We start from the raw sequence: 20966 nt of genomic DNA on the forward strand, positions 1-20966 counted from the left end.
GTTACACTGCGCGGGTCTTTTAATAGAAACAAAAAGTGAAATTTAGAATGTCAGATTTATTTAATACAGATGCTGAAAAAGCAAGCTACGGTATTGGTTTACAAATGGGTGAGCAACTTAAAGCAAACCCTTTTGAAGGTTTAAACTTGCACTCAGTATTTGAAGGCATGAAAGATGCGTATGCAGGTGAAGCAATGCGTGTTGAGATCCCTGAGATCCAAGCTGCATTTGAAAAAATTAACACTGAAATTCAAGCTCGTCGTGAAGAAGAGTCTAAAGTATTAGCGGCTGAAGGCATTGCATTCTTAGAAGAAAATGCAAAGCGTACAGAAATTACAGTAACTGAATCTGGTTTACAGTATGAAGTTGTTGCTACAGGTGAAGGCGATAAGCCGTCTGCAGAATCAAAAGTACGTGTTCATTACCACGGTACTCTGATCAACGGTACTGTATTCGATAGCTCATACGATCGTGGTGAGCCGGCTGAATTCCCAGTAAACGGCGTTATCGCTGGTTGGACTGAAGCACTACAACTTATGCCAGCTGGTTCAAAGTGGCGTTTATACATTCCACATGAACTTGCTTACGGCGAGCGTGGCGCTGGTGCATCAATCGCACCTTTCTCTACGTTAGTATTTGACGTTGAGCTACTTGAAATTCTTTAATTAACACGCAGGTGTTAATAGTAAAAATACCCAGCGATGCTGGGTATTTTTTTGCCTGAAAACGATGGTGCGAACTAGGGAGTAGACTTGGTGCAGCAGCTTTAGCATATTGGATCACGTTGTTTGATCTTATACCACTTAATCAAACCGTAGAGACACGACCCAAGCAAGCCACTATATAAGCAAAAGAGATGGAGGCTCTTTAAACTAATTACGTCAAGCAACCCATTATAGCTGCTAAATGGATAAAATGGTGCCATGTCATAGTGCATAATGCTGTCTAAGAAAACGTGACTTATACTGCCAATAAATGCGCTTGTAAACGCAACCCGCCACCTGATGATACTCACAGTAGAATGATGAATTGGCTTAGTGACTTTAAAGGCAAATTCAGATAAATATTTTCCTGTAATCGCACTGATCATTGCGATAAAAATCGCACCAAGATAGGTGTGAGTTATACCATGCAGCTGGCCCTCTCCTGTAAGTAACACATAAAGAGGCTGTAAATCGATGACTATTTGTGTCCACCCAAAGACCATAAGACTAAAGTGGCCAGCTAAAATGGGTTTAACTAAGAGGGCAGGTCCCATATGTATTGGTGTAAAAGGCATAGTGTATTTCCTTATATTTAAAGCCAGATAACTGCTTCATATTTGTCTAATTAACATGAACCTAGTATGAAATATGTGTCAAAAATACGATATCAACTAGACTGTGATTGATTTACACTAAAAAGGAAATGAACATGAAATTAAATAAAAAGATATATAAGAACTTAACGGACAAAAAAAGAGCGATTGATCCTAAGCAGACTCCAAATATAGCAGGGGGAGGGTTCACCTCTGAGTGGTTTAAGGAATTGAGCCGCCAATTCTGTCGTCAGCCGTAAGTATAATAGGACAGTGTGATTAATGTGTGCTAATCACACTTTTTGATGCATTTACTGCGTATTTAATAGACGAAAGGAAATAATGAATAACACACTTATTATTGCTATTAGCGGAGCCTCTGGCGCAGGAAAGACCACCATAGTTAAGCGTTTAGCTACGCATTTTAATACCTCCTACGTTTGTTTTGATGACTTTATAGGGGCTGATACGTACCCTACTGATATGAAAGAGTGGCTTGTACAGGGCGCTGATCTGTCGTTAGTTCAAAGCCCTGGGTTTACTCAGCGACTAGCGCAGCTAAAGTTAACTAGCAGCAATCGATTTATTTTTATTGAAGAACCCTTTGGCAGAGTGCGTAACTCGATGTCCCACTTAATTGACTATGTCATTCTGTTAGACTTACCGATGGAGCTTTGTTTAGCGCGCATAATTCAAAGGCACGTACATCGAACCAAATCTGATGAAGTCAACTCACTGCTTTCGTATTTGGTTAAATATGAAGATCATTTACGAGACGTTTATATATCAGCAGTAAACCAAGCGAGGCAAAGTGCTGATTTAACCATTAATGAAGTATTGCCAGTAGAAGCCACAACCCAACTTATTAAAACATGGCTTGCCACGAAAACTGATCAGGCTGTTTGCGCAGAGCCTGTGGTCTAACGCCATACTCGTTTTATTAACAGATGACTGAACCAAGTAAGCTAAATAGCTAATTTGGCCGCAGTTTAAACTCTTTTTCGCGTTATTCTCACAAAACAGTGTGGTGATATTTGTTTGTGTCTCTCATTGATTTTACAAAGAAATCGCTAACACTTCCTGACAGTGCTCAACACTCTTTAACAATGCTTCACTACTTTCATTCCTATCGGTCTTGTAAGCTAATTAAGTTGAATAAATATACAACAAGGTCAGGGATATGACGCTATTGTAGCAATTTGGCCGTATTACCAAAGTGCCGTATGACATCGATGTGCATATCCTGATAGCCACAATCAGATATATAAGGAATATATGATGAAAAACGTCGAACTATCGTATCAACAATTGAATGATCATGCTAAAACGCGCTTAAATAAGCCATTATTCGACTCGATAAGTGAAGTCACCGATATTGTTATTGTGGGGGCTGGGCTATCAGGTCTTGCGGCGGCAAAGCAGCTTAGTGACGGCAACGAATATCAATTTAAAGTGTATGAAGCAAAGAGCAGGGTCGGTGGTCGGACAATTAATCAAGCATTGAAAGACAATAGGGGAAATGAGCATATTGTCGATGGCGGGGCACAGTGGATTGGGCCAACGCATGTGGCAATGCATGATTTAATAAAAGAGTTAAGGCTTAACACATTTTTGACGCCACAGGTTGGAGAGAGTTTACAGTTTGACGCACCTGAACCGCCGTTACAGCAAGAATTAAACGTATTAAGGGCACAACTTAATCAACTCGCTGCGCATTTACCAATGCGCGCTCCATGGTTAGCCCGTTCTGCTAAGCAGTGGGATGAAATCACTGCATTGCAGTGGATGCAACGCGCGCAGTTTTCACCCGAAGCAATACAAGAGCTTGATTATTCTGTGCAAACATTTTTGGCTGCGTCTATTAGCGAGATCTCTTTTTTCTATTTATTATTTTATATTCGCAGTGCCGGTAGCATTGAGCAACTCGAAGACCTTAATAACGGCGCGCAAGACAGTTTGATCAAGGAGGGGGCTCAATCCATTTCAATTGAGCTACGAAAGAGGATTAATGCACAGCTAAATTTTGATGCCGTCGTCAGTGTTGATGATTATGAGACATTTACACTGGTTACATTACAAAGTGGGCAAGTGACACTTTGTCAGAAAGTTATATTTGCTATGATGCCAAGCTTATTGAAAAATATCCGCTTCTCCCCGGCTTTATCAACAGAGAAGCTAGCACTTATTGATAATTGGAATACCAGTGTTGGTAGTATCAAAGCACATATATTGTTTAACAGACCGTTTTGGCGTGAACAGGGGTTAAGCGGTATTTCATTTTTACCTAATGAGGCGTTTAGCAGCACATTCGATTGCACTCGAACCAACAGCGTTGCTGGGGCTTTAACCGTGTTTGTTAATGGCAGTGCAGAAATGCGTGCGCTCACCGTAACTGAACGTCGCGAGCGAATATTATCGCAACTTAGCCAGCTTTTTGGCCCATTAGCGCTAGAGGCAATAGACTATGTTGAAATGGATTGGATGAATGAGCCTTTTCAGCAGGGGTGCGAGTCGCCGTTAAACGTCAATGTTTTATCTAACTTTGGGAAAGTGCTTAGAACCCCGCATGGCAATGTTTATTTTTGCGGTACTGAAACCGCTGAAGTGTGGTCTGGTTACATGGAAGGGGCCGTTACCGCAGGCTACCGTGCCGCTGGTGAAGTTGAAATGGCATTAAATGAGTCTCGTATAATTTAATTCCTTTTTAGCGCGTCCTTATTCGATGAGGACGCCATACCTTAAAAGTCCCTAATGGTGTTGCTGTGTGACTCCTTTGTTGCAGGAACATCTAAAGCGATTCTGCTGACATTACTTGTCAGTACTTCCGTGTATTCTGCCTCTTCTATTGAGAAGGGAGATGAATGATGAAAATGAATTATTGTGTGCTTGGTACAAATAACATGGCTGCGGCCATTGCTTTTTATAATACACTTTTTCATAAAACCGCATTTAAGCATGTTCTAACCACTGAACGAATGGCGTTTTGGCAAGGTGATGATGAAGATGCAGCATTTGCAATTGCGATACCATTTAATACTGAAGAGGCGACTTATGGTAATGGCACTATGATTGGTTTTAGTGTGGGATCTAATGAAGAAGTGATCAGGATGCATAAAACGGCGATTGAATTAGGGGGAATGTGTGAAGGAGTACCAAGTCAGCGAGGGCCTCGTTTTTCCGCCTATGTGAGAGATTTAGATAATAACAAGCTGGTATTTGGTGATTAACAAAGTATGAGTTCATATTCAGGAGTTTAAATACAGACTCCTGTAACGGTTTTAACTTATTGATTCCGCTGGGCTCCGGTTCGATATGTAAACGACGTAATTGTGTGGAACGCTCGTACCTGTGTTTGATATAGTAAGGTAAGGGATTACACATCATATAATTAAACCTATACTCAGAAGGAGCGATAATGGATACTTATCTACTGTATATAGTGGTTGCAATAGCCACCATCTCACTGCCTGGTCCAGCGGTCATGTTGACAATAAATAATGCCATTCAAAGAGGGTTTTGGAAGGCTATCAGTGGCATTTTTGGCGTTGCGATAGGGATCTTCTGCATTGCATTACTATCTGCGACGGGAATCGGTGTGATTTTAGAGCAATCCAGAGTGGCGTTTACACTTGTTAAGTTCATCGGTGCAGCGTATTTGATTTATTTAGGTATTAAGATGCTGCGAGCGAAACCGAGTGCCAATACCTTGTTGAACATGAGAGGCACGACGTATGGAAAGTGCTTTTTTGAAGGCTTTCTAGTTTCTACGTCAAATCCAAAAGCAATCATATTCTTTGTTTCAATTCTTCCTCAGTTTATCGCAAGTAATGAAAGTTATATTGCACAGCTTATTACACTTGCATTGACTTTTGGGGTGTTAGTTGTGTTGATCCATTGTGTATATACTTTACTGGCAGTGACAGCTAAGTCGAGATTTATGTCTCGAGGCAAAAGTTCTTGGTTAAATAAAGTCAGTGGGGGTGTGTTTGTTAGCTTTGGAATAGGGCTCGCTGCGACAAGTCGCTAACGCTTGTTCTTTGAAATAGCGAGTGATTAATTGTATCACTCGCCAAGATATCTACATTAACCAATATAACCCATACCCAACACCAAGCGCTGGAATAGCGGAGTAACAGGTGGCTAAAATTGCTGCTTTTGGGGCCAGCGCAATAGCAGGGAAGAGGGCATCTCCATCATTTGATATCGCATTACCTGCGAGAGCACTAAAAGGAATGATCCCCTGAATATATAGTGTGGTAACGACGATTTGTGGCCCACAACCCGGTAACAGGCCGATAAGCACTGCGATCAGAGGGGCAAATACGGCAAACTCACTGAACCACTGTTTTAAATCAAGCCCAAATAGTGTCACAGCAAGCTCATAGAGCATGAAGCTAGCAACAACCCACGCTGTTACAAAATGCGTATCTTGTAATACGCGGGTAAACTTTGATGGTGGCTCAAACTCTTCATCTTCCCCTGCAATTTGTTTATAGGTTTTGCCTTTAGATGAGAGGGCCCAAATGAGTACGGCAAATATTGCCATTGCGGCACCAATGAGGGTAATAGCGTGCTCAAATTCACCCAAGTCAACATTAAACGCAATTAGGAAAGCGATAATTATGCTCGGTAGTAGAGCAACCTTCCATACTTTGGTACTTGCAACAACCATGGTACCTGGCTGGGCACATTCATGCGGCTGTATGTGTTGTTTATTTGGTTGGCAAAAGTCTTGTTTATGTATTGCACTGACTATAAGCCCACTGATGATCCCAACAGCAACACCAATACCCATGATCAAAAGACCCTCTAGTGGCTTTTTGGCCAGTAATAAAAATGCGGCATCTCCCATTGTCGCAGTAAGAACCGCAACAACAGATGCAAAGCTGGCTTGGCGTTTAGTAAACTGCGTAACAACAATAATTGCGCCACCACAGCCAGGAAGCGCCCCTAAAATTGCAGCAAATACAATCTCTAAAGCTGGAGACTTAGCTTTTAAATAACTTAATTCTAGCTGAGGTAATTTATCGACAAGGTAATAATAAATAAACAAGGTGCCAGCAACAAATACAGTAACTTGAAAAAAAGCATCTGCTAATGTGGGCAGGGTGATCGCCCTTATTGGTTCATAAGCCAGCGCTAACGCCAAAAAAAACGGCAACAATAAACGCTTGTTCGTTAATTGTGTGCTTAGTAAATATACTAAGCGGGAAGGGAAATTGGCAGATTGAGAGAGCATAAAGTGCAACCGGTTAATAAACTCAGTTGCACTTTAGGGTTTTTCTAAATGAAAAGCAATATCATTTGCATTTAATTTCTCTTAAACTCAGACGTTGCTTTCCATTGTGGCCATGCATCTTGTTGCGAGATGTCGTATCCAACTTGATAGAATAGTTGCAGATCTTGCACTGCCCCTGTTAAATCCCATTCATCACGGTAGCGGTCACATGGCTGGTGGTAACAGCCAGTAAGTACAAGGCTCATACGCTTACGGTAGTTAGCTGTAGCGTCATCAATCGCTTGGGTGCCACCTCCTGCATACATGGCTGGTACACCCATATTGGCAAACGCAAAATGATCAGAGCGGTAGTAGCCACCTGATGCAGGTTTAGGATCACCAGATACAACACGACCTTGCGCTTTAGCAGCAACGGTTAACATGTCATCAAGACTTGACTTGCCAATACCCACAACACTGATATCTTTTACTCGACCAAGTAGGTTTAAACTATCCATATTAATGTTAGCAACCGTTTGTTTTGCCGGGATCACAGGGTTTGCTGCATAATATTTTGAACCAAGCAGACCTTGTTCTTCGGCTGTAACAGCTAAGAAGGTCATTGAACGATCTGGACGAGTTGGCAGTTTCGCAAACGCTTCGGCTACTTCAATCATACCGCCTGTACCCGTTGCATTATCGTGTGCACCATTATAGATCTGATCACCTTTGCGGTTCTTATCAGTACCTAAATGGTCCCAGTGTGCGGAATAGATAATATGCTCATCAGGTTTTTTACTACCAGGCAATGTCGCAATGAAGTTATAAGAGGTCGATGTTTTGATTTTACTTTTAACAGTGACTGATGCGGTTAAATCGCCCATATCGACGTGGTAGCTGCCTTTTGCCGCATTAGCTTTAACGGTAGAAAATTTTAGGCCTGCTCGCTCAAATAATTCTTTAGCGACATCGACTGTTACCCAACCTTCAACGGCTACGCGGTCCATGTTTTTATTGGCTTTTTGAAAACCAAATTGCTCACCACTCCATGAGTTTTCAACTACACTCCACGGGTAAGAGGCTGGTGCAGTTTCGTGGATGATAATGGCACCCGCAGCACCTTGACGGCTTGCTTCTTCATACTTGTAAGTCCAGCGGCCATAATACGTCATGGCTTCACCGGTAAACATGTTTGGATCTTTGGTCGCAAAGCCTGGGTCGTTCACCAACATAACTACAGTTTTACCTGTAACATCAATACCTTCATAGTCATTCCAATTATACTCTGGGGCATTAACGCCATAGCCTACGAATACTAATTCAGAATTATTAATCGATTCAAGTGGACTGATCCGGCTGGTACCCATCACCATTTCTTTTTTATATAGGTACTCTTTACCACCAATATCTAGGGTCATTTTAGAGTCTGCTTCAATAGACACTAAGTCAACTTCTTGTAAAAAGCTATCGCCATTACCTGGTTCATAACCGAGTGATTTGAAGTGCTTAGTCAAATAAGCAAGGGTGAGTTCTTCACCTTTTGATGACGGAGCACGGCCCCCGAATTCATCAGATGCGAGCGTTTTAATATGCTCTGCTAGCTGTTCTTTATTGATGCTGTTATAAGCAGACTGCACGTCTTCTATTGTATTAGTTGTTGTCATACAACCACTTAGCACAGCTATGGTAAGCGCGCTTAGAGTCATTTTAAGTTTCATAAAGCTTCTTTTGTTATAAATATTAAAGTCTCTTTATTATAAACATAATTGGGCTGTTTTTTCGAGTAACTGCGATAGTTCGCAGCGGAGTGATTGGAGCCACAGCTCACTTCAGGTAAACTAATGAAAATATTTTAAAATGTTTACAGAATGAAGAAATTTACCCCCCCTGAGCAGTTTCAACCTTCTCTTTTAGCCAGTGGTGCATTTGCGCATTTAAATCATTTGTTTAAATTAAACACGCATAATGATTGGCCTGACTTTGCATGGCTGAATCGTTTAAATAACATAAAAAACAATCAAGGGTTGGCGGTAAAATTTGAGCCTGATCCAGTGTTTCAGGATGAGGAGCGGTATTACGAGCAGATAATATATGAAACCGGTCGGATCCCTACCAGAGAGCAGAACTGGCATGACTTATTTGGCGCGATGATCTGGTGTTTGTTTCCTAAAACAAAAGCATTATTGAATAAGCGCCACATAGACGAAATTAATCAACATGGCTTAAAGCAACGTAGTAAACATCGCAACGCATTAACCTTATTTGATGAATGTGGGGTGGTGTTAGCAATAACGGATGACACTGTGCAAGCGCAATTAAGAGCGCATAAATGGCAATCTGTTTTTGTTGAGCGTCGCACGCAGTGGGGTGAACACATCCATCCCTTTATTTTTGGTCATGCCAATTATGAAATGTTAACACAGCCGTTTATAGGATTAACAGGAAAAGTACTGTGTATCAAAGTAGAGGCCAGCTTTGTAGCACTTTCTTTGCAAGACCAATATGCGGTGATAGATGACTTGCTGTGTGAACAGATAATCGAGCAAGGGGTGCTTAATGACAATAAGCAGATGTCACCGTTGCCTTTATTAGGCGTGCCAAATTGGTACGATGACAATAAAAATCCCCAGTTTTATGATAATACGGATTACTTTCGAGTAAAAAGGGTATCAAAAAAGGAAGTATGATGATCACAGTCAATACGCTTGCAAAGCGTTTCAAGCTAAATAAAGAGCATAACAAACGTAAACAACAAAAAGATGTACGTGAGCATGATGGCTATTTCCATTCAGTTACGGATGTGAGCTTTCAGTGTGGGGCTGGAGAAGTATTAGGATTACTTGGGCCAAATGGTGCTGGGAAAACCACCACACTGCGTATGCTATCAACAGCGCTGACACCTGATCGTGGTGAGATAATCATTGATGGAATAGATATTATCAAACACCCCTTACAAGGCCGTAAAGCGATAGGTTTTCTGTCTGGTACAACTGGCCTATATGGGCGCTTGACGGCGCGCGAGAACATTGAATATTTCGGGAAGTTGCATGGCCTTAAAGGCAATGCGCTTAAGCAAAAATGCGAAGCGCTATTTACGATGCTTGATATGACAGCGTTTCTTGATAAGCGCGCTGAGCATTTGTCCACTGGCATGAAGCAAAAAACCAATATTGCCAGAGCGGTAGTACATAGCCCAAAGGTAGTGGTGCTAGATGAACCAACTACAGGGCTTGATATTATGACAACGCAAACAGTGATTGGCTTTATTCGAGGATTAAAAAAGCAAGGAACGCCAGTGATATTTTCTACCCACCACCTTGATGAAGTCGCCTTGTTGTGTGACAAACTTGCTGTGATAGATAACGGAGTAAGTTGCTTTGACGGTACGGTTGATGAATTTAAATTACGGGGTGAAAGTAATGAACTAAACCAAGCATTCCTTAATTTATTGGGTGAACGTCATCATGTTTGAAGTATTTAAAAAGGAAGTTCTCGAGCTATTAAGAGACCGAAAGACGCTGTTTTTCATTATCGCATTACCTATGCTGGTGTTTCCTATCATTGTTGCACTGGTTGCGTTTTTGACATCTCAAGCTGGCTTAAAAGCAGAGCAACAAGTGCATACCTATTACATCGTAAACGATGAGTATGCTGAAGCGTTTTCTGAGCAGGTTTTTTACCATAAAAGCTTTAAAAAATATCAAGGGGATCTGAAGCTTGATTCAGTAAACTCGCTATCTGAAGCTGTTAAACGTGGTCAAATTGATGTGGGAATATTCATAGACAGTGACCCCCATGAGGCGATAAAAACAGGTAAGCAGAGTCAGTGGAAAGTGGTGTTCAACGATGCCAAAGCGATTAACTTTACCTTTAATCGAATTCATGAATTAGCCAACACCTCATCACAAGCGGTACGCTCAAGCGAGTTACTCGAACTAGGCGTCGAGCCTGAACGTCAGCATGCACTGTTAAAACCAATTGTCGTTAGTAAGGTTGATACAGCTGATAAACGAGAAAATTACGGTGAAAAGCTAGGGGCATTCATCCCTTATTTATTATTACCTTTGGTATTAATGGGGGCAAGTTATCCGGCAATCGATTTGGGGGCCGGTGAAAAAGAGCGAGGTACACTCGAGACCTTATTACTTACCCCAATTAGTCGCTCGGAGTTAGTGTTAGGAAAGTTTTTGACGGTATTAGCCAGCTCAATAGCGTGTACGCTAATAACGGTTGCCAGTTTGGCCATCTGGGTTAGTATTGCGACCCGATTTATCAGTATTGACGTCATAACAACCGCATTTTCCAGTGTGACAAGTTGGGACTTTTTGTTGATATTTGCTTTATTGCTACCCGTTGCTGCGATGCTATCTTCATTAGTATTGGCTATTTCTATTTATGCACGCAGTTTTAAAGAAGCGCAAAACTATATGGCACCTTTGAGTATGGGAATTTTTGTTCCTATCGTGATTTCACTATTACCCAATATGGAATTGGATACAACGACCGCATTGATCCCAATCACAAACGTCGCATTGGCCATAAAAGAGATAATAAAAGGCACGGTAGACTATGGGTCTATTGGTCTTATTTTTATTGCGTCAGCCGCCTTAGCAGCTTTGCTCCTGATATGTTGTGTTAGGTGGTTTAACAAAGAAACGGTATTGTTTAGATGAAAATATAGATCAAACCCATTATTAATCAGTGGTTTATTTTTGAGCGCGTTCAATTTTTTTAGGTGAGCGCGCTCATTTGTATTTAAGCTGCTTGACTTGCTTTATTTTCTGGTGGCTTTGCGAGCTCTACAGTATGTAGCACATGTTGAATATCAGACCAATGCAATAGCTCTATTCTGCCGTCTTTATTTTCTACCAACGCAGTACAGTTTTCTATCCAGTCGCCATCATTACAATACACAATGCCATCACATACTTTGAGTGCAGGTTGATGAATATGGCCACAGATGATCCCATCGACGCCTTGCTTTTTTGCTTCATGAACTGCAGCTGCTTCAAATGCGGCGATGGCTTCTCTTGCTTTATGTACACGGTTTTTAATCCATGACGCTAACGACCAATAGTGACCGCCGTAAATCCGCCTGATACGGTTAGTCCAACGGTTTAAGAATAAGAGAAAATCGTATCCCGCATCACCTGCAATACTTATCAGTTTGTTGTAGCGGGTTGCTGAATCAAAATCGTCGCCGTGAACTAGCAAAAAGCGTTTGCCCGCAGAGGTAGTGTGAATAAATGTTCTATGTACTTCGACATTAAACAAAGAGCGACCAACATAGTGACGAAATGTTTCATCATGATTACCAGGAATATATATTACTCTAGTACCGGACTCAGCTTTAGCCTGAATGCATTCAAGTACTTTATAATGACTTGGCTCCCAATAAAATTGGCGCTTCATAGACCACAGGTCAACGATGTCTCCAACTAAATACAGCACATCACAATCGGTTCGATTTAGAAAGTCGAGTAAGTAATCCGCTTTACAGTCTTTATAGCCAAGGTGGAGATCTGATATCCAAATACTTGGGTAATATGTCGTTTTCATTAGCCTTTATCTCTAGCGTAATAAGACTCAGCTTAGTTTTTGATAGTGACAGTAAAGCGACGACAATAAGAAGAGATTGTGACAAGGCGCCGTTGTAAAAGAGGAAGTGGGGGTTGGTAAAATTAAAAGTGGCGAACTAAATCACCACTTTTAATGTATTTTGTTTATTTAAACCAAATCTTAGTTAGCATTAATTGCATTACAGATCTCTGTAACAGCTTGGTCAATGTCTAACATCAGTTTTTCACCAGTACGGCGATTCTTTAACTCAACTTGGTTATTATCTAGGTTACGTTCACCAATAACCAATGTATAAGGTACACCGAGCAGTTCCATGTCATTGAACATAACACCTGGACGTTCTTTACGGTCGTCAAACAATACATCGATCCCTGCTGCCTTAAACTGGTTATATAAGTTATCAGCAATCTCTGGAATACGATGCGACTTATGCATGTTCATCGGTACGATGGCAAGTGTGAATGGAGCAAGGGCGGTTGGCCACTTTATGCCGTAGTCATCATTGTTTTGTTCAATGGCAGCTGCAACAATACGAGATACGCCAATACCGTAACACCCCATGGTAAGCATTTGGTTTTTGCCACTTTCACCGAGTACGCCAGCATTCATACTTTCTGAGTATTTTGTACCAAGTTGGAAAATATGACCAACTTCAACACCGCGTTTAATTTGTAGTACGCCTTTACCGCAAGGGCTTAGATCGCCTTCTACAACGTTACGAATGTCGGCTGTAGTGAAGTCTGCGACATCACGGCCCCAATTAATGCCGCTGTAGTGTTCACCATCACTGTTAGCGCCGGCGACAAAGTCAGCCATAACCGCTGCACTGTGGTCAACAATAATAGGCATATTTAGACCTACAGGGCCTAATGAACCCGGCAGCGCGCCGATTGCAGCAACAATGTCTGCTTCTTTTGCCATTTCAAGTGGTGAATGGACTAGTTCGAGTGTTTGTGCTTTAAGTTCATTTAGTTCATGGTCGCCACGAACCACGAGCGCAACTAAGCCGCGTTGTTCATTTTCGTCAGCAGCACCATATACAATTAAAGTTTTAACCCCACGATGTGGTTTAACACCATGTTTGGCTTTCAATTGCTCTATTGTCTTTGCTTCTGGCGTTGCGAAGGTGTTCAGTGCTTTTGATGCTTCAGGACGTACATCTGTCGGTGCCAATGCTGCTGCTTTTTCAATGTTGGCGGCATAGTCACTGCCGTCACTAAATGCAATTGCATCTTCGCCAGATTCGGCTAACACGTGGAATTCATGTGACACACTGCCGCCAATAGAGCCGGTATCAGCAATTACTGGGCGGTAATCTAGTCCTAAGCGCTCAAAAATATTGCAATATGCTTGGTGCATACGTTCGTATGTTGCAGATAAACATTCTTCACTCAAATGAAAAGAGTAGGCGTCTTTCATTGTGAATTCACGCGCACGCATTACACCAAAACGAGGTCGAACTTCGTCACGTACTTTTGTTTGTACTTGATATAAAGTGATCGGCAGCTGTTTGTAGCTATTGATTTCTTTGCGAACAAAGTCGGTGATCACTTCTTCGTGCGTAGGACCTAACGCGAAAGGACGGTTGTTTCTGTCTGAGATGCGTAATAATTCTGGACCAAACTGATCCCAGCGACCTGATTCTTGCCATAGGTCAGCAGGTTGGATCACCGGCATTAGCATTTCAATTGCACCGGCTTTATCCATTTCTTCACGCACGACTTTTTCAACATTGCGTAAAACCTTAAGACCAGATGGCAGCCAAGTGTAAAGGCCTGAAGCCAATTTGCGGATCATACCCGCTCTAAGCATAAGCTGATGGCTGATAATTTCAGCATCTGACGGCGTCTCTTTAAGAGTCGCTAAAATATATTGACTAGTACGCATGGTTGTTCCGTTCGTAATGTAGTTATTTTTCGTAGTAATTCCGCGTAGTTTAACAGTGCTAGCGGTGCAGACAAGTAATTATTCTAACCAGTTATTGTTTGCTTATCTCTATCACTTGATTATGGCTTTCGTCGACTTGCCAGCGGATATTAAAATCAAACAGTGTCATGCCATAAAATTGCGTTTCTTGCTTTTGCTTTTTGTAAGCGGGGCGAGGGTCTTGCTTCAACACATTAGTGATAAAGTCACGTAATTCTGGGTGGGTAGTTTGCGCAGCAATAAACTCCTCGGCTTGTTCACTAAAGCTTACCGTCATGTGTGTTTCTGGGCGAGTATCAGCAAAGCCTGCACTGGCATCAGTCATGGCGTCTGAGTAGGGTAAATAAGGCTTTATGTCGACGATAGGGGTGCCATCCAGCAAATCGATACCCGATAATAATAAAGCTAACTGTCCATTTTTATATTCTATGCCTTCTAGTTTAACGGCACTCATACCAATGCCATTAGGCCTAAACGTTGCGCGGGTGGCAAATACCCCTTTTTTTTCATTGCCACCAAGGCGAGGCGGGCGCACCAATGCGGAATAGCCTTTGTCAGCTGTTTCATGGAAGCGAAATAAAAGCCAAAGGTGCGTAAATTCATCGATACCACGGACAAATTCTTCTCGATTAAAGTTTGGGCAAAAGAGTAATTTTGCTTTCGCTTGTGGCACTAACCTTGGTTGACGAGGTATGGCAAACTTTTGTTTATAAGGGGATGAAATATGGCCAATAGGCTCGATTTGGTAACTATCCACGGGATCTCTTGTCTGGTCGAACAACTGTTAACGTATGGTGACTATTGTACGTGGGAATAAAAAATTAACCAATGTGAAATAGGCTGTAATGGCGTGTAATATCATTATATTCAATTGAAGGATAATCTAACGCTCAGATAAAACATATAGTTAGGACGTATACCTTTTGCCATGGGAGTAACTAAAAATAACGGATCTCAAATACCCAAGCCATGTATTAATGGCACGCCACCTATACTAGATAGTTATATAGAACTTGTTGGCGGTAGGGCTTGCGGATTGCGGCACCATTGGTCTGAGCAAAATACGATATCAGCTCAACTAAACAAGCAAAGTACTGCTTGCCTCGATACAGATGATGATTGTGAGGATGAATTTGTTCAGCTTTTATTTACCTGTTGTGAATCAAGCCTTAAACATTATCGCCCATCAATTAGACATGAATTCTTTACCTATGTCTTACAAAATAAATCAGTTTTAAGGTCGTTGTATACTTATTTACGGTGTAATGATGTATCTGCTGAACACTATGAGACCATTTTAGAAAACGCTAAGTTGATGCTACAGAAAAATATTGTTCAGCCGAGTTCTGCGCTTACTTTGTATTTAAGGTCTATGATAAACCACGCAATTTATGGGTTAGCTCGCGAAGCGCTCTCGTCAGCGTATGAAGAAGAGCACTTATAATATGATAATGTATACGTTTCTGTATTAAGTCATTTCAAGACGTTCAGTAATTTTAACAACTAAGGTTTTAGCTTCAATAAATTCAAAGTCATTAATCAGTTCTTCTAGTGCAGCTGAATCATCAGTAGACATAAAGTTTAATTCAGTGAGTTCATTGACCGTTTCTATAGCTTCTACATCGTTGGCATCAACAAGCTCGGCCAGTAAATTCAGTTTCTCTTTAATGGTTTGCTTGTCGAGTGTACAGGCTTCAGTTGCTGGTTTTTTTGGGTCTTCAATCGTACGTTTACTCAAGTGCTGCGCAATATCCCTTAAATACGCAATGATGTCGTGAATTTCATCGGTACTCACTTCATCTCCATTGTTTATTGCAGTTTCAAACTTATCGCCTGCGTCAGCTAAGCGGGTAGCACACAAGTTGGCAGCAGACCCTTTAAGCGAGTGGGCGATACGTGACGCATGTTCCGTATCACCAATGATAAGTGCTTGCTCTAAATTTATCATTTCTTCAATCTGATTATTGATGAATTTAGTAAGTATATTCCAATAGGCTTTCTCGTTACCGCCTATACGTTTGATGCCTTCTTTGTAAGAAATTGCTTCTAAGTAACTTACACTCACTGTTTGTTCAGGTGCATTATCAACGACTTCCACTACTTCACTGGCAGGCCCTTGATTGGCTTCTGCTGCATTAGAAGGTTCTTTAACTAATGATTGCGTAATTTCGGGCGCTTGTGGTTGCTCTAATGCTGAATGTATCGTATTGATCATAGTATTGAAGTTAATCGGTTTTGCAATATGGCCATTCATGCCAGCATCGGTGCATTTATCAACATCTTCTTGCATGGCATTGGCAGTCATGGCAATAATTGGTAATGCTGTGAATGACTTGCTTTTACGAATTTCTCGAGTTGCTGTCAGACCGTCCATCACCGGCATTTGCATATCCATTAAAACTAAATCAAAGTCTTGTTCTTTTACCATGTTGACAGCTTCCAATCCATGGTTTGCTATCGTAATATTCAAATTGACAGACTGGAGCATTTCGTAGGCGACTTCTTGATTGGTAATGTTGTCTTCAACTAACAATACTCGTTGTTGAGCGAAGCCGGTGCTTTCGATATCTGACACGGGGGCTGCTTCATGGTCGGAAGGCCGTTGTAAGCCGTAGCACTCCATAATGCTGTCGAGTAAGATAGATGCATTAACAGGTTTTATAATTAAGCCGTCAAGTAAATCACTGATCTCTTTATTCATACCGACCTCTTTACCGTAGGCAGTAACCAGTATCATTTTTGGCTGTTCAGGCAGGTTCATGTTGCGAATGTGTTTAATGGTATCGATGCCATTCATACCAGGCATATTCCAATCCATAAAGATTAAATCGTATTTAGCGACTTCTAATTCATTAATGGCTTCTCTTCCGCTGCTTACACTATTAACGGCTAAGCCCATCGTTTTTAGCAGGTTATTCATGATTGCACGCGCGCTGTTGTTGTCATCGACGACCAAAGCTTGCTTCTCTTTTAGGTTTGCTTCTGGGCATAAGAAATTGCGAATTTTGGCTTCTTGCAACCCACACTTTACAGTAAAGAAGAATTCAGAGCCTTTACCCACTTCGCTATTAACGCCTATCTTACCACCCATAAGTTCTACTAAGTTCTTCGATATGCTCAAGCCTAGCCCAGTACCCCCATACTTTCTGGTAATTGAGCCATCGGCTTGGGAAAATGCCTCGAATAATTTAGCTTGTTGTTCTTTCGATAAGCCAATACCGCTGTCTTTCACGCTAAATCGTAAAGTTACATTATCGCTGTTTTGTTCAAGTGTTTTAACCCCAACAACAATTTCACCTGTCTCGGTAAATTTAATGGCATTACCGCATAGATTAATCAATATTTGACTCAACCTAAGTGGATCACCAATCAGGCTGATTGGCACGTCAGGTGACACATCTAATAATAACTCTAAGTTTTTCTCTTGTGCTTTTACGGCATTGACTGTTGCCACATTGTCGGTGACTTCATCCAGTAAAAAGTTGACTGATTCTACCGTCATTTTCCCAGACTCAATTTTTGAAAAGTCTAAAATATCATTGATGATCCCCAGCAGGTTTTTGGCTGCTTGGTCAATTTTGGTTACGTACCCTAGTTGCTGATTATCTAGGTCGGTTTTAAGCGCGAGGTGACTCATGCCGATAATCGCATTCATTGGCGTGCGGATCTCATGGCTCATATTTGCCAAAAACTCTCCTTTTGCGGTACTCATTTGGTCGGCTTGTTCTTTCGCTATAATGAGCTGTTGTTCCATTTCTTTGCGTTCGGTCACATCTAATATCAAGCCAACAATACCGGCGACCGCACCATCTGCATTACAGAAAGTGGCTTCATAAACAACCACATCTCGAGGTTGCCCTTCAACGTTTATAAGCGTCATCTCGTAGTTGTGGCTGCCAGGATCAGATAAAAGGCTTTGCTCTGACTCAACAAACTGCTGTGCAATATCTTGATTAAAGATATCGTTTGGCGCAGCACCTATGACATCAGCGTCAAATGTCCCTATAAACTCATGGAAGATAGAATTTACACCTAAATACTCACCCTCGCGATTTCGGTAATACATAGGGTTAGGTATAGCGTCTAAAATTTTACGGTTGAGTTCAAGTTGCTCCAATACCTTCTTCTCGGTATTGCGTTGTAACTCTATGTTTTGGGTAAGCTGTAGGCTAATAGCCAAGTCTTGAATAACAGACTCAACCCACTCAAAGTCTTTGCTGGAAACAGGTTTTAAGCTGCCAAGTTCTAATAAGCCCACACATTCATTACTGACTATTAAAGGAAAGTAGTAAAGCTCCGATAAATAGAGGTTCTCGCCATTTAATTCGATTGAGTATTGAGACTCTAGTAAAGACATTGAATAGGTTTGTTTGCTACTCAATACATGAAAGTGAATTGAATCGTAGTTGTCATATGATTTTGGTGACTTTTTACAATAGCCGGTTCCTGCGACACGAGAAAGCTTATCATCGTTAAAGACATATAGTCCCAGTAAAGGTACTGATAACCTCTGGCCAATAAATTGCATTAGTTCTTCACCGAGCTCTTTTGCCGAGTTTTTCCCTCGTAGTGCTAAACCAAAGTCTTTCATAATTGTATTGAACTGCAATTGCTTAGATATATTATGCAGAAGGGTGTTCATTGCTCTAGAAAACTTACGAAGTTCACCTTGTGTTTGTGTATCAAGGCGAAAGTCATAATTGTCATCAGCGACATGAGACACTACCTTTTCTTGCATATTTGACACTGGCTTGATATACATTTTCCACAGCAAGTAAAATGACATCGCTATACTGATGATAAGCACAACGCTCATTAATTTTTGAATTTTATGTGCGTACATTAGTGCTTCAGCGTTGGTTGTAATTTGAGCTTTTAGCTTATTAGACATATGCCAGTGAGCGTCATCGATTGCGCCCATAATTTTCGCTTTTTCTACAAAGTACTGATCACTGTATAAAATTCGCTGCGCAGCTGCTAAGTCAGGTTCAACAGCTTCTGTCCAGTTACCAAACTTGTCTTGAGAGATGCCCTTGATGGCATTAAATGCTATCTGTTCCATTGTTACTAATGCATCAGACGTAGATAGCGCTAATTTCATCTGGCTGAGTTCATAGTCATCAATTCCCGTTTTTTCAAAGCGCTCAATTATTGAAGGGCCCTCAAAGTCATTTTTAATATCAGGTAATGAGGTAAACGGAGAAGCTAAAACATCCCAATAACTGTAGGTCAGCTCGCTTGGTAACTCAGCTTTGCCTTGCCTTACTGCTAATACGTACTTAAATAATTCGTACCACCGTTCGTTGCCTGTTAAAGCATAGGCGCGTGCGAAATTGGTGAGTTGATCTGAGCTTTGCTTCAGCTCTTGCGAAAGTTCACTGAGCTTTAACAATTGAGCACTGTCTTGTTGCTCCAGTATTTCTTTTTCTTCCATGTAGTGCGCAATGTATTGAATTGCGATACTTATACTAAACATCACTGAGAAGATAGACATAAATAAAGTACGTACACTAAGCATATAAATTAACCTAACTATATTTGGCACGATCTGAAGAATAGACCTAATATGAGTGTATTGGCTAGTAATAAGCGAACAAAGTAGGCTCAATAATGTCAGATAAGTACACTGTGCTAGTAGTTGATGACGCGAAGGAAAATTTGGCGGTCATGTCACAACTATTAAAGGATGAATACCGGGTGGTTGTCGCCAAAAGTGGTGAGCAAGCATTGCAGTTACTTAACACACAAAAAATTGATATTGTTTTACTCGATGTTGTAATGCCGGGAATGGATGGTTACCAAGTTATTGCGCATATTAAGTCGCAAGATAGCCTGAAAGATTTACCCGTTATTTTCTTGACCGGAAAAGATAGTGTTGAAGATGAAGAGAAAGGTTTTGAACTTGGTGCTTGCGACTACATTAATAAACCAATAAGCCCACCTATTGTTAAAGCCAGAGTCAGAACGCACATTCAAAACAAGCAGACGCGCGATTTTTTACAAGATCAGAATACTTTCTTAGAAAAAGAGATTATTAGTCGAACGGAAGAAATGTCGCGGCTGCAAGACGCAACGATCACCGCAATGGCGAGCCTCGCTGAAACCAGAGACCAAGAAACTGGCAATCATATCCGGCGTACGCAACTCTATGTAAAGCTGCTAGCCGATAAATTACAAACACATGAGAAATACAAAGATAGGCTTAATATTAAGTTGATAGATATTTTTTATAAGTCAGCACCACTTCATGACATTGGTAAAGTGGGGATCCCTGACAACATTTTGTTAAAACCCGGCAAGCTTGAAGTCGATGAATTTGAAGTAATGAAGCAGCATACAGATTTTGGCTTTAAAGCCATAGAAGATGCAGAGTCCGAAATGGGGGCCGATGATACCTTTTTAAAAGTGGCAAAAGAAATTGCGCATTACCACCATGAAAAGTGGGATGGCAGTGGCTACCCGGATGGTCTAAAAGGGGAAGAAATCCCTTTGAGTGCAAGGTTAATGGCTATCGCTGATGTATATGATGCGCTGATAAGTAAACGGGTATACAAAGATGCCATGTCGCACGAACAAGCAATGAAAATCATTTCTGAAGGTCGGGGGTCACACTTTGACCCAGACATGATCGATGTGTTTTTTGAGATAGAGCATGAGTTTTATGATGTGGCGCAGAAATACACCGATGGTTAATAGGTAAAACTTATAACTTATTTCTTTCTTATACCATTACTGGATAGGCGTAATAAACTGCTATTAAACCTGTCTTAGTGAGGTTTGGAGGCCTTATTATATGATAATAGCGCTCCATAATTACTTAAAATGTTTATGCTGCGGAACGATTATTTACGGTGCTTCGGGCTGTTATTCTAAATCGTCTAAACGTTATATGTACAGGCTAGAAAATAGCGTGAAACACAGAATAAGTGGCTTACACCGTCAAGT

General features: G+C 41.2%; 18 protein-coding genes. 11 read left to right on the forward strand and 7 right to left on the reverse strand.

What is annotated here, in order from left to right:
• Nucleotides 1-47 precede the first annotated feature (47 nt).
• The gene (locus PCIT_RS10910; RefSeq protein WP_010362931.1) at nt 48-665 is read left to right on the forward strand and encodes a BamJ family beta-barrel-assembly machinery protein; all 618 of its coding nucleotides are present in this window, start codon (nt 48-50) and stop codon (nt 663-665) included.
• A 101-nt stretch (nt 666-766) separates the two neighbouring features.
• Here the strand turns inward: PCIT_RS10910 and PCIT_RS10915 are convergent, their stop codons facing one another.
• Nucleotides 767-1279: a metal-dependent hydrolase gene (locus PCIT_RS10915; protein WP_010362930.1), complete on the reverse strand. Its 513-nt coding sequence runs from the start codon at nt 1277-1279 to the stop codon at nt 767-769.
• Nucleotides 1280-1413: 134 nt separating this feature from the next.
• Here PCIT_RS10915 and PCIT_RS10920 point away from each other — a divergent pair, with 134 nt between their 5' ends.
• From PCIT_RS10920 to PCIT_RS10940, 5 genes are all read left to right on the forward strand, one after another.
• The gene (locus PCIT_RS10920) at nt 1414-1557 is read left to right on the forward strand and encodes a hypothetical protein (RefSeq protein ID WP_157592853.1); all 144 of its coding nucleotides are present in this window, start codon (nt 1414-1416) and stop codon (nt 1555-1557) included.
• 82 nt (nt 1558-1639) lie between these two features.
• A complete protein-coding gene (locus PCIT_RS10925; RefSeq protein ID WP_010362928.1) occupies nt 1640-2221 on the forward strand; it encodes a nucleoside/nucleotide kinase family protein in 582 nt (193 codons plus the stop codon).
• A 351-nt stretch (nt 2222-2572) separates the two neighbouring features.
• Nucleotides 2573-3994: a flavin monoamine oxidase family protein gene (locus tag PCIT_RS10930; RefSeq protein ID WP_238348017.1), complete on the forward strand. Its 1422-nt coding sequence runs from the start codon at nt 2573-2575 to the stop codon at nt 3992-3994.
• Between the two features lie 164 nt (nt 3995-4158).
• The gene (locus PCIT_RS10935) at nt 4159-4524 is read left to right on the forward strand and encodes a VOC family protein (RefSeq protein WP_238348018.1); all 366 of its coding nucleotides are present in this window, start codon (nt 4159-4161) and stop codon (nt 4522-4524) included.
• A gap of 188 nt (nt 4525-4712) precedes the next feature.
• On the forward strand, nt 4713-5324 hold the full coding sequence (locus PCIT_RS10940; protein ID WP_010362925.1) for a LysE family translocator: 612 nt from the start codon (nt 4713-4715) through the stop codon (nt 5322-5324).
• Between the two features lie 51 nt (nt 5325-5375).
• On the opposite strand, the gene PCIT_RS10945 is transcribed toward PCIT_RS10940, so the two are convergent.
• Together PCIT_RS10945 and PCIT_RS10950 are read right to left on the reverse strand one after the other, a co-directional pair.
• The gene (locus tag PCIT_RS10945) at nt 5376-6536 is read right to left on the reverse strand and encodes a putative manganese transporter (protein ID WP_010362924.1); all 1161 of its coding nucleotides are present in this window, start codon (nt 6534-6536) and stop codon (nt 5376-5378) included.
• 71 nt (nt 6537-6607) lie between these two features.
• Nucleotides 6608-8233: a M28 family metallopeptidase gene (locus PCIT_RS10950; protein WP_010362923.1), complete on the reverse strand. Its 1626-nt coding sequence runs from the start codon at nt 8231-8233 to the stop codon at nt 6608-6610.
• A gap of 150 nt (nt 8234-8383) precedes the next feature.
• Between PCIT_RS10950 and PCIT_RS10955 the strand changes: the two genes are divergently transcribed.
• Genes PCIT_RS10955 through PCIT_RS10965 form a run of 3 tightly spaced genes read left to right on the forward strand, consistent with a single transcriptional unit; the run spans nt 8384 to nt 11188 of the window.
• Nucleotides 8384-9202, forward strand: a complete 819-nt coding sequence (locus PCIT_RS10955; protein ID WP_010362922.1) for a DUF3025 domain-containing protein — start codon at nt 8384-8386, stop codon at nt 9200-9202.
• Nucleotides 9202-9987, forward strand: a complete 786-nt coding sequence (locus tag PCIT_RS10960; RefSeq protein ID WP_010362921.1) for an ABC transporter ATP-binding protein — start codon at nt 9202-9204, stop codon at nt 9985-9987. Before PCIT_RS10955 ends, PCIT_RS10960 begins: the two co-directional genes overlap by 1 nt.
• Nucleotides 9980-11188, forward strand: a complete 1209-nt coding sequence (locus PCIT_RS10965; RefSeq protein WP_010362920.1) for an ABC transporter permease — start codon at nt 9980-9982, stop codon at nt 11186-11188. The genes PCIT_RS10960 and PCIT_RS10965 overlap by 8 nt, the downstream gene beginning before the upstream one ends.
• Nucleotides 11189-11270: 82 nt before the next feature.
• On the opposite strand, the gene PCIT_RS10970 is transcribed toward PCIT_RS10965, so the two are convergent.
• From PCIT_RS10970 to tsaA, 3 genes are all read right to left on the reverse strand, one after another.
• Nucleotides 11271-12074 (reverse strand): UDP-2,3-diacylglucosamine diphosphatase, encoded by an 804-nt coding sequence (locus tag PCIT_RS10970; RefSeq protein ID WP_010362919.1) that lies wholly within the window; start codon nt 12072-12074, stop codon nt 11271-11273.
• A 180-nt stretch (nt 12075-12254) separates the two neighbouring features.
• Nucleotides 12255-13982 carry a proline--tRNA ligase gene (locus PCIT_RS10975; RefSeq protein ID WP_010362918.1) on the reverse strand — a complete coding sequence of 576 codons (1728 nt, stop codon included), beginning with the start codon at nt 13980-13982 and terminating at the stop codon, nt 12255-12257.
• A 91-nt stretch (nt 13983-14073) separates the two neighbouring features.
• A complete protein-coding gene (gene tsaA, locus PCIT_RS10980) occupies nt 14074-14778 on the reverse strand; it encodes a tRNA (N6-threonylcarbamoyladenosine(37)-N6)-methyltransferase TrmO (protein ID WP_010362917.1) in 705 nt (234 codons plus the stop codon).
• Nucleotides 14779-14949: 171 nt separating this feature from the next.
• Here tsaA and PCIT_RS10985 point away from each other — a divergent pair, with 171 nt between their 5' ends.
• Nucleotides 14950-15465, forward strand: a complete 516-nt coding sequence (locus PCIT_RS10985) for a hypothetical protein (RefSeq protein ID WP_010362916.1) — start codon at nt 14950-14952, stop codon at nt 15463-15465.
• 24 nt (nt 15466-15489) lie between these two features.
• Here PCIT_RS10985 and PCIT_RS10990 read toward each other — a convergent pair whose 3' ends face one another.
• Nucleotides 15490-19539 (reverse strand): hybrid sensor histidine kinase/response regulator, encoded by a 4050-nt coding sequence (locus tag PCIT_RS10990; RefSeq protein ID WP_010362915.1) that lies wholly within the window; start codon nt 19537-19539, stop codon nt 15490-15492.
• A gap of 92 nt (nt 19540-19631) precedes the next feature.
• Between PCIT_RS10990 and PCIT_RS10995 the strand changes: the two genes are divergently transcribed.
• Nucleotides 19632-20714: a response regulator gene (locus PCIT_RS10995; RefSeq protein ID WP_010362914.1), complete on the forward strand. Its 1083-nt coding sequence runs from the start codon at nt 19632-19634 to the stop codon at nt 20712-20714.
• Nucleotides 20715-20966 lie beyond the last annotated feature (252 nt).

This window comes from Pseudoalteromonas citrea (assembly GCF_000238375.3).
In the GTDB taxonomy this organism is placed as follows: domain Bacteria; phylum Pseudomonadota; class Gammaproteobacteria; order Enterobacterales; family Alteromonadaceae; genus Pseudoalteromonas; species Pseudoalteromonas citrea.

Bases quoted from the DNA above. Each gene is read 5' to 3' on its own strand.
- PCIT_RS10910 (WP_010362931.1), top strand. From the start codon at position 48: ATGTCAGATTTATTTAATACAGATGCTGAAAAAGCAAGCTACGGTATT.
- PCIT_RS10915 (WP_010362930.1), bottom strand. From the start codon at position 1,279: ATGCCTTTTACACCAATACATATGGGACCTGCCCTCTTAGTTAAACCC.
- PCIT_RS10920 (WP_157592853.1), top strand. From the start codon at position 1,414: ATGAAATTAAATAAAAAGATATATAAGAACTTAACGGACAAAAAAAGA.
- PCIT_RS10925 (WP_010362928.1), top strand. From the start codon at position 1,640: ATGAATAACACACTTATTATTGCTATTAGCGGAGCCTCTGGCGCAGGA.
- PCIT_RS10930 (WP_238348017.1), top strand. From the start codon at position 2,573: ATGATGAAAAACGTCGAACTATCGTATCAACAATTGAATGATCATGCT.
- PCIT_RS10935 (WP_238348018.1), top strand. From the start codon at position 4,159: ATGATGAAAATGAATTATTGTGTGCTTGGTACAAATAACATGGCTGCG.
- PCIT_RS10940 (WP_010362925.1), top strand. From the start codon at position 4,713: ATGGATACTTATCTACTGTATATAGTGGTTGCAATAGCCACCATCTCA.
- PCIT_RS10945 (WP_010362924.1), bottom strand. From the start codon at position 6,536: ATGCTCTCTCAATCTGCCAATTTCCCTTCCCGCTTAGTATATTTACTA.
- PCIT_RS10950 (WP_010362923.1), bottom strand. From the start codon at position 8,233: ATGAAACTTAAAATGACTCTAAGCGCGCTTACCATAGCTGTGCTAAGT.
- PCIT_RS10955 (WP_010362922.1), top strand. From the start codon at position 8,384: ATGAAGAAATTTACCCCCCCTGAGCAGTTTCAACCTTCTCTTTTAGCC.
- PCIT_RS10960 (WP_010362921.1), top strand. From the start codon at position 9,202: ATGATCACAGTCAATACGCTTGCAAAGCGTTTCAAGCTAAATAAAGAG.
- PCIT_RS10965 (WP_010362920.1), top strand. From the start codon at position 9,980: ATGTTTGAAGTATTTAAAAAGGAAGTTCTCGAGCTATTAAGAGACCGA.
- PCIT_RS10970 (WP_010362919.1), bottom strand. From the start codon at position 12,074: ATGAAAACGACATATTACCCAAGTATTTGGATATCAGATCTCCACCTT.
- PCIT_RS10975 (WP_010362918.1), bottom strand. From the start codon at position 13,982: ATGCGTACTAGTCAATATATTTTAGCGACTCTTAAAGAGACGCCGTCA.
- PCIT_RS10985 (WP_010362916.1), top strand. From the start codon at position 14,950: ATGGGAGTAACTAAAAATAACGGATCTCAAATACCCAAGCCATGTATT.
- PCIT_RS10990 (WP_010362915.1), bottom strand. From the start codon at position 19,539: ATGCTTAGTGTACGTACTTTATTTATGTCTATCTTCTCAGTGATGTTT.
- PCIT_RS10995 (WP_010362914.1), top strand. From the start codon at position 19,632: ATGTCAGATAAGTACACTGTGCTAGTAGTTGATGACGCGAAGGAAAAT.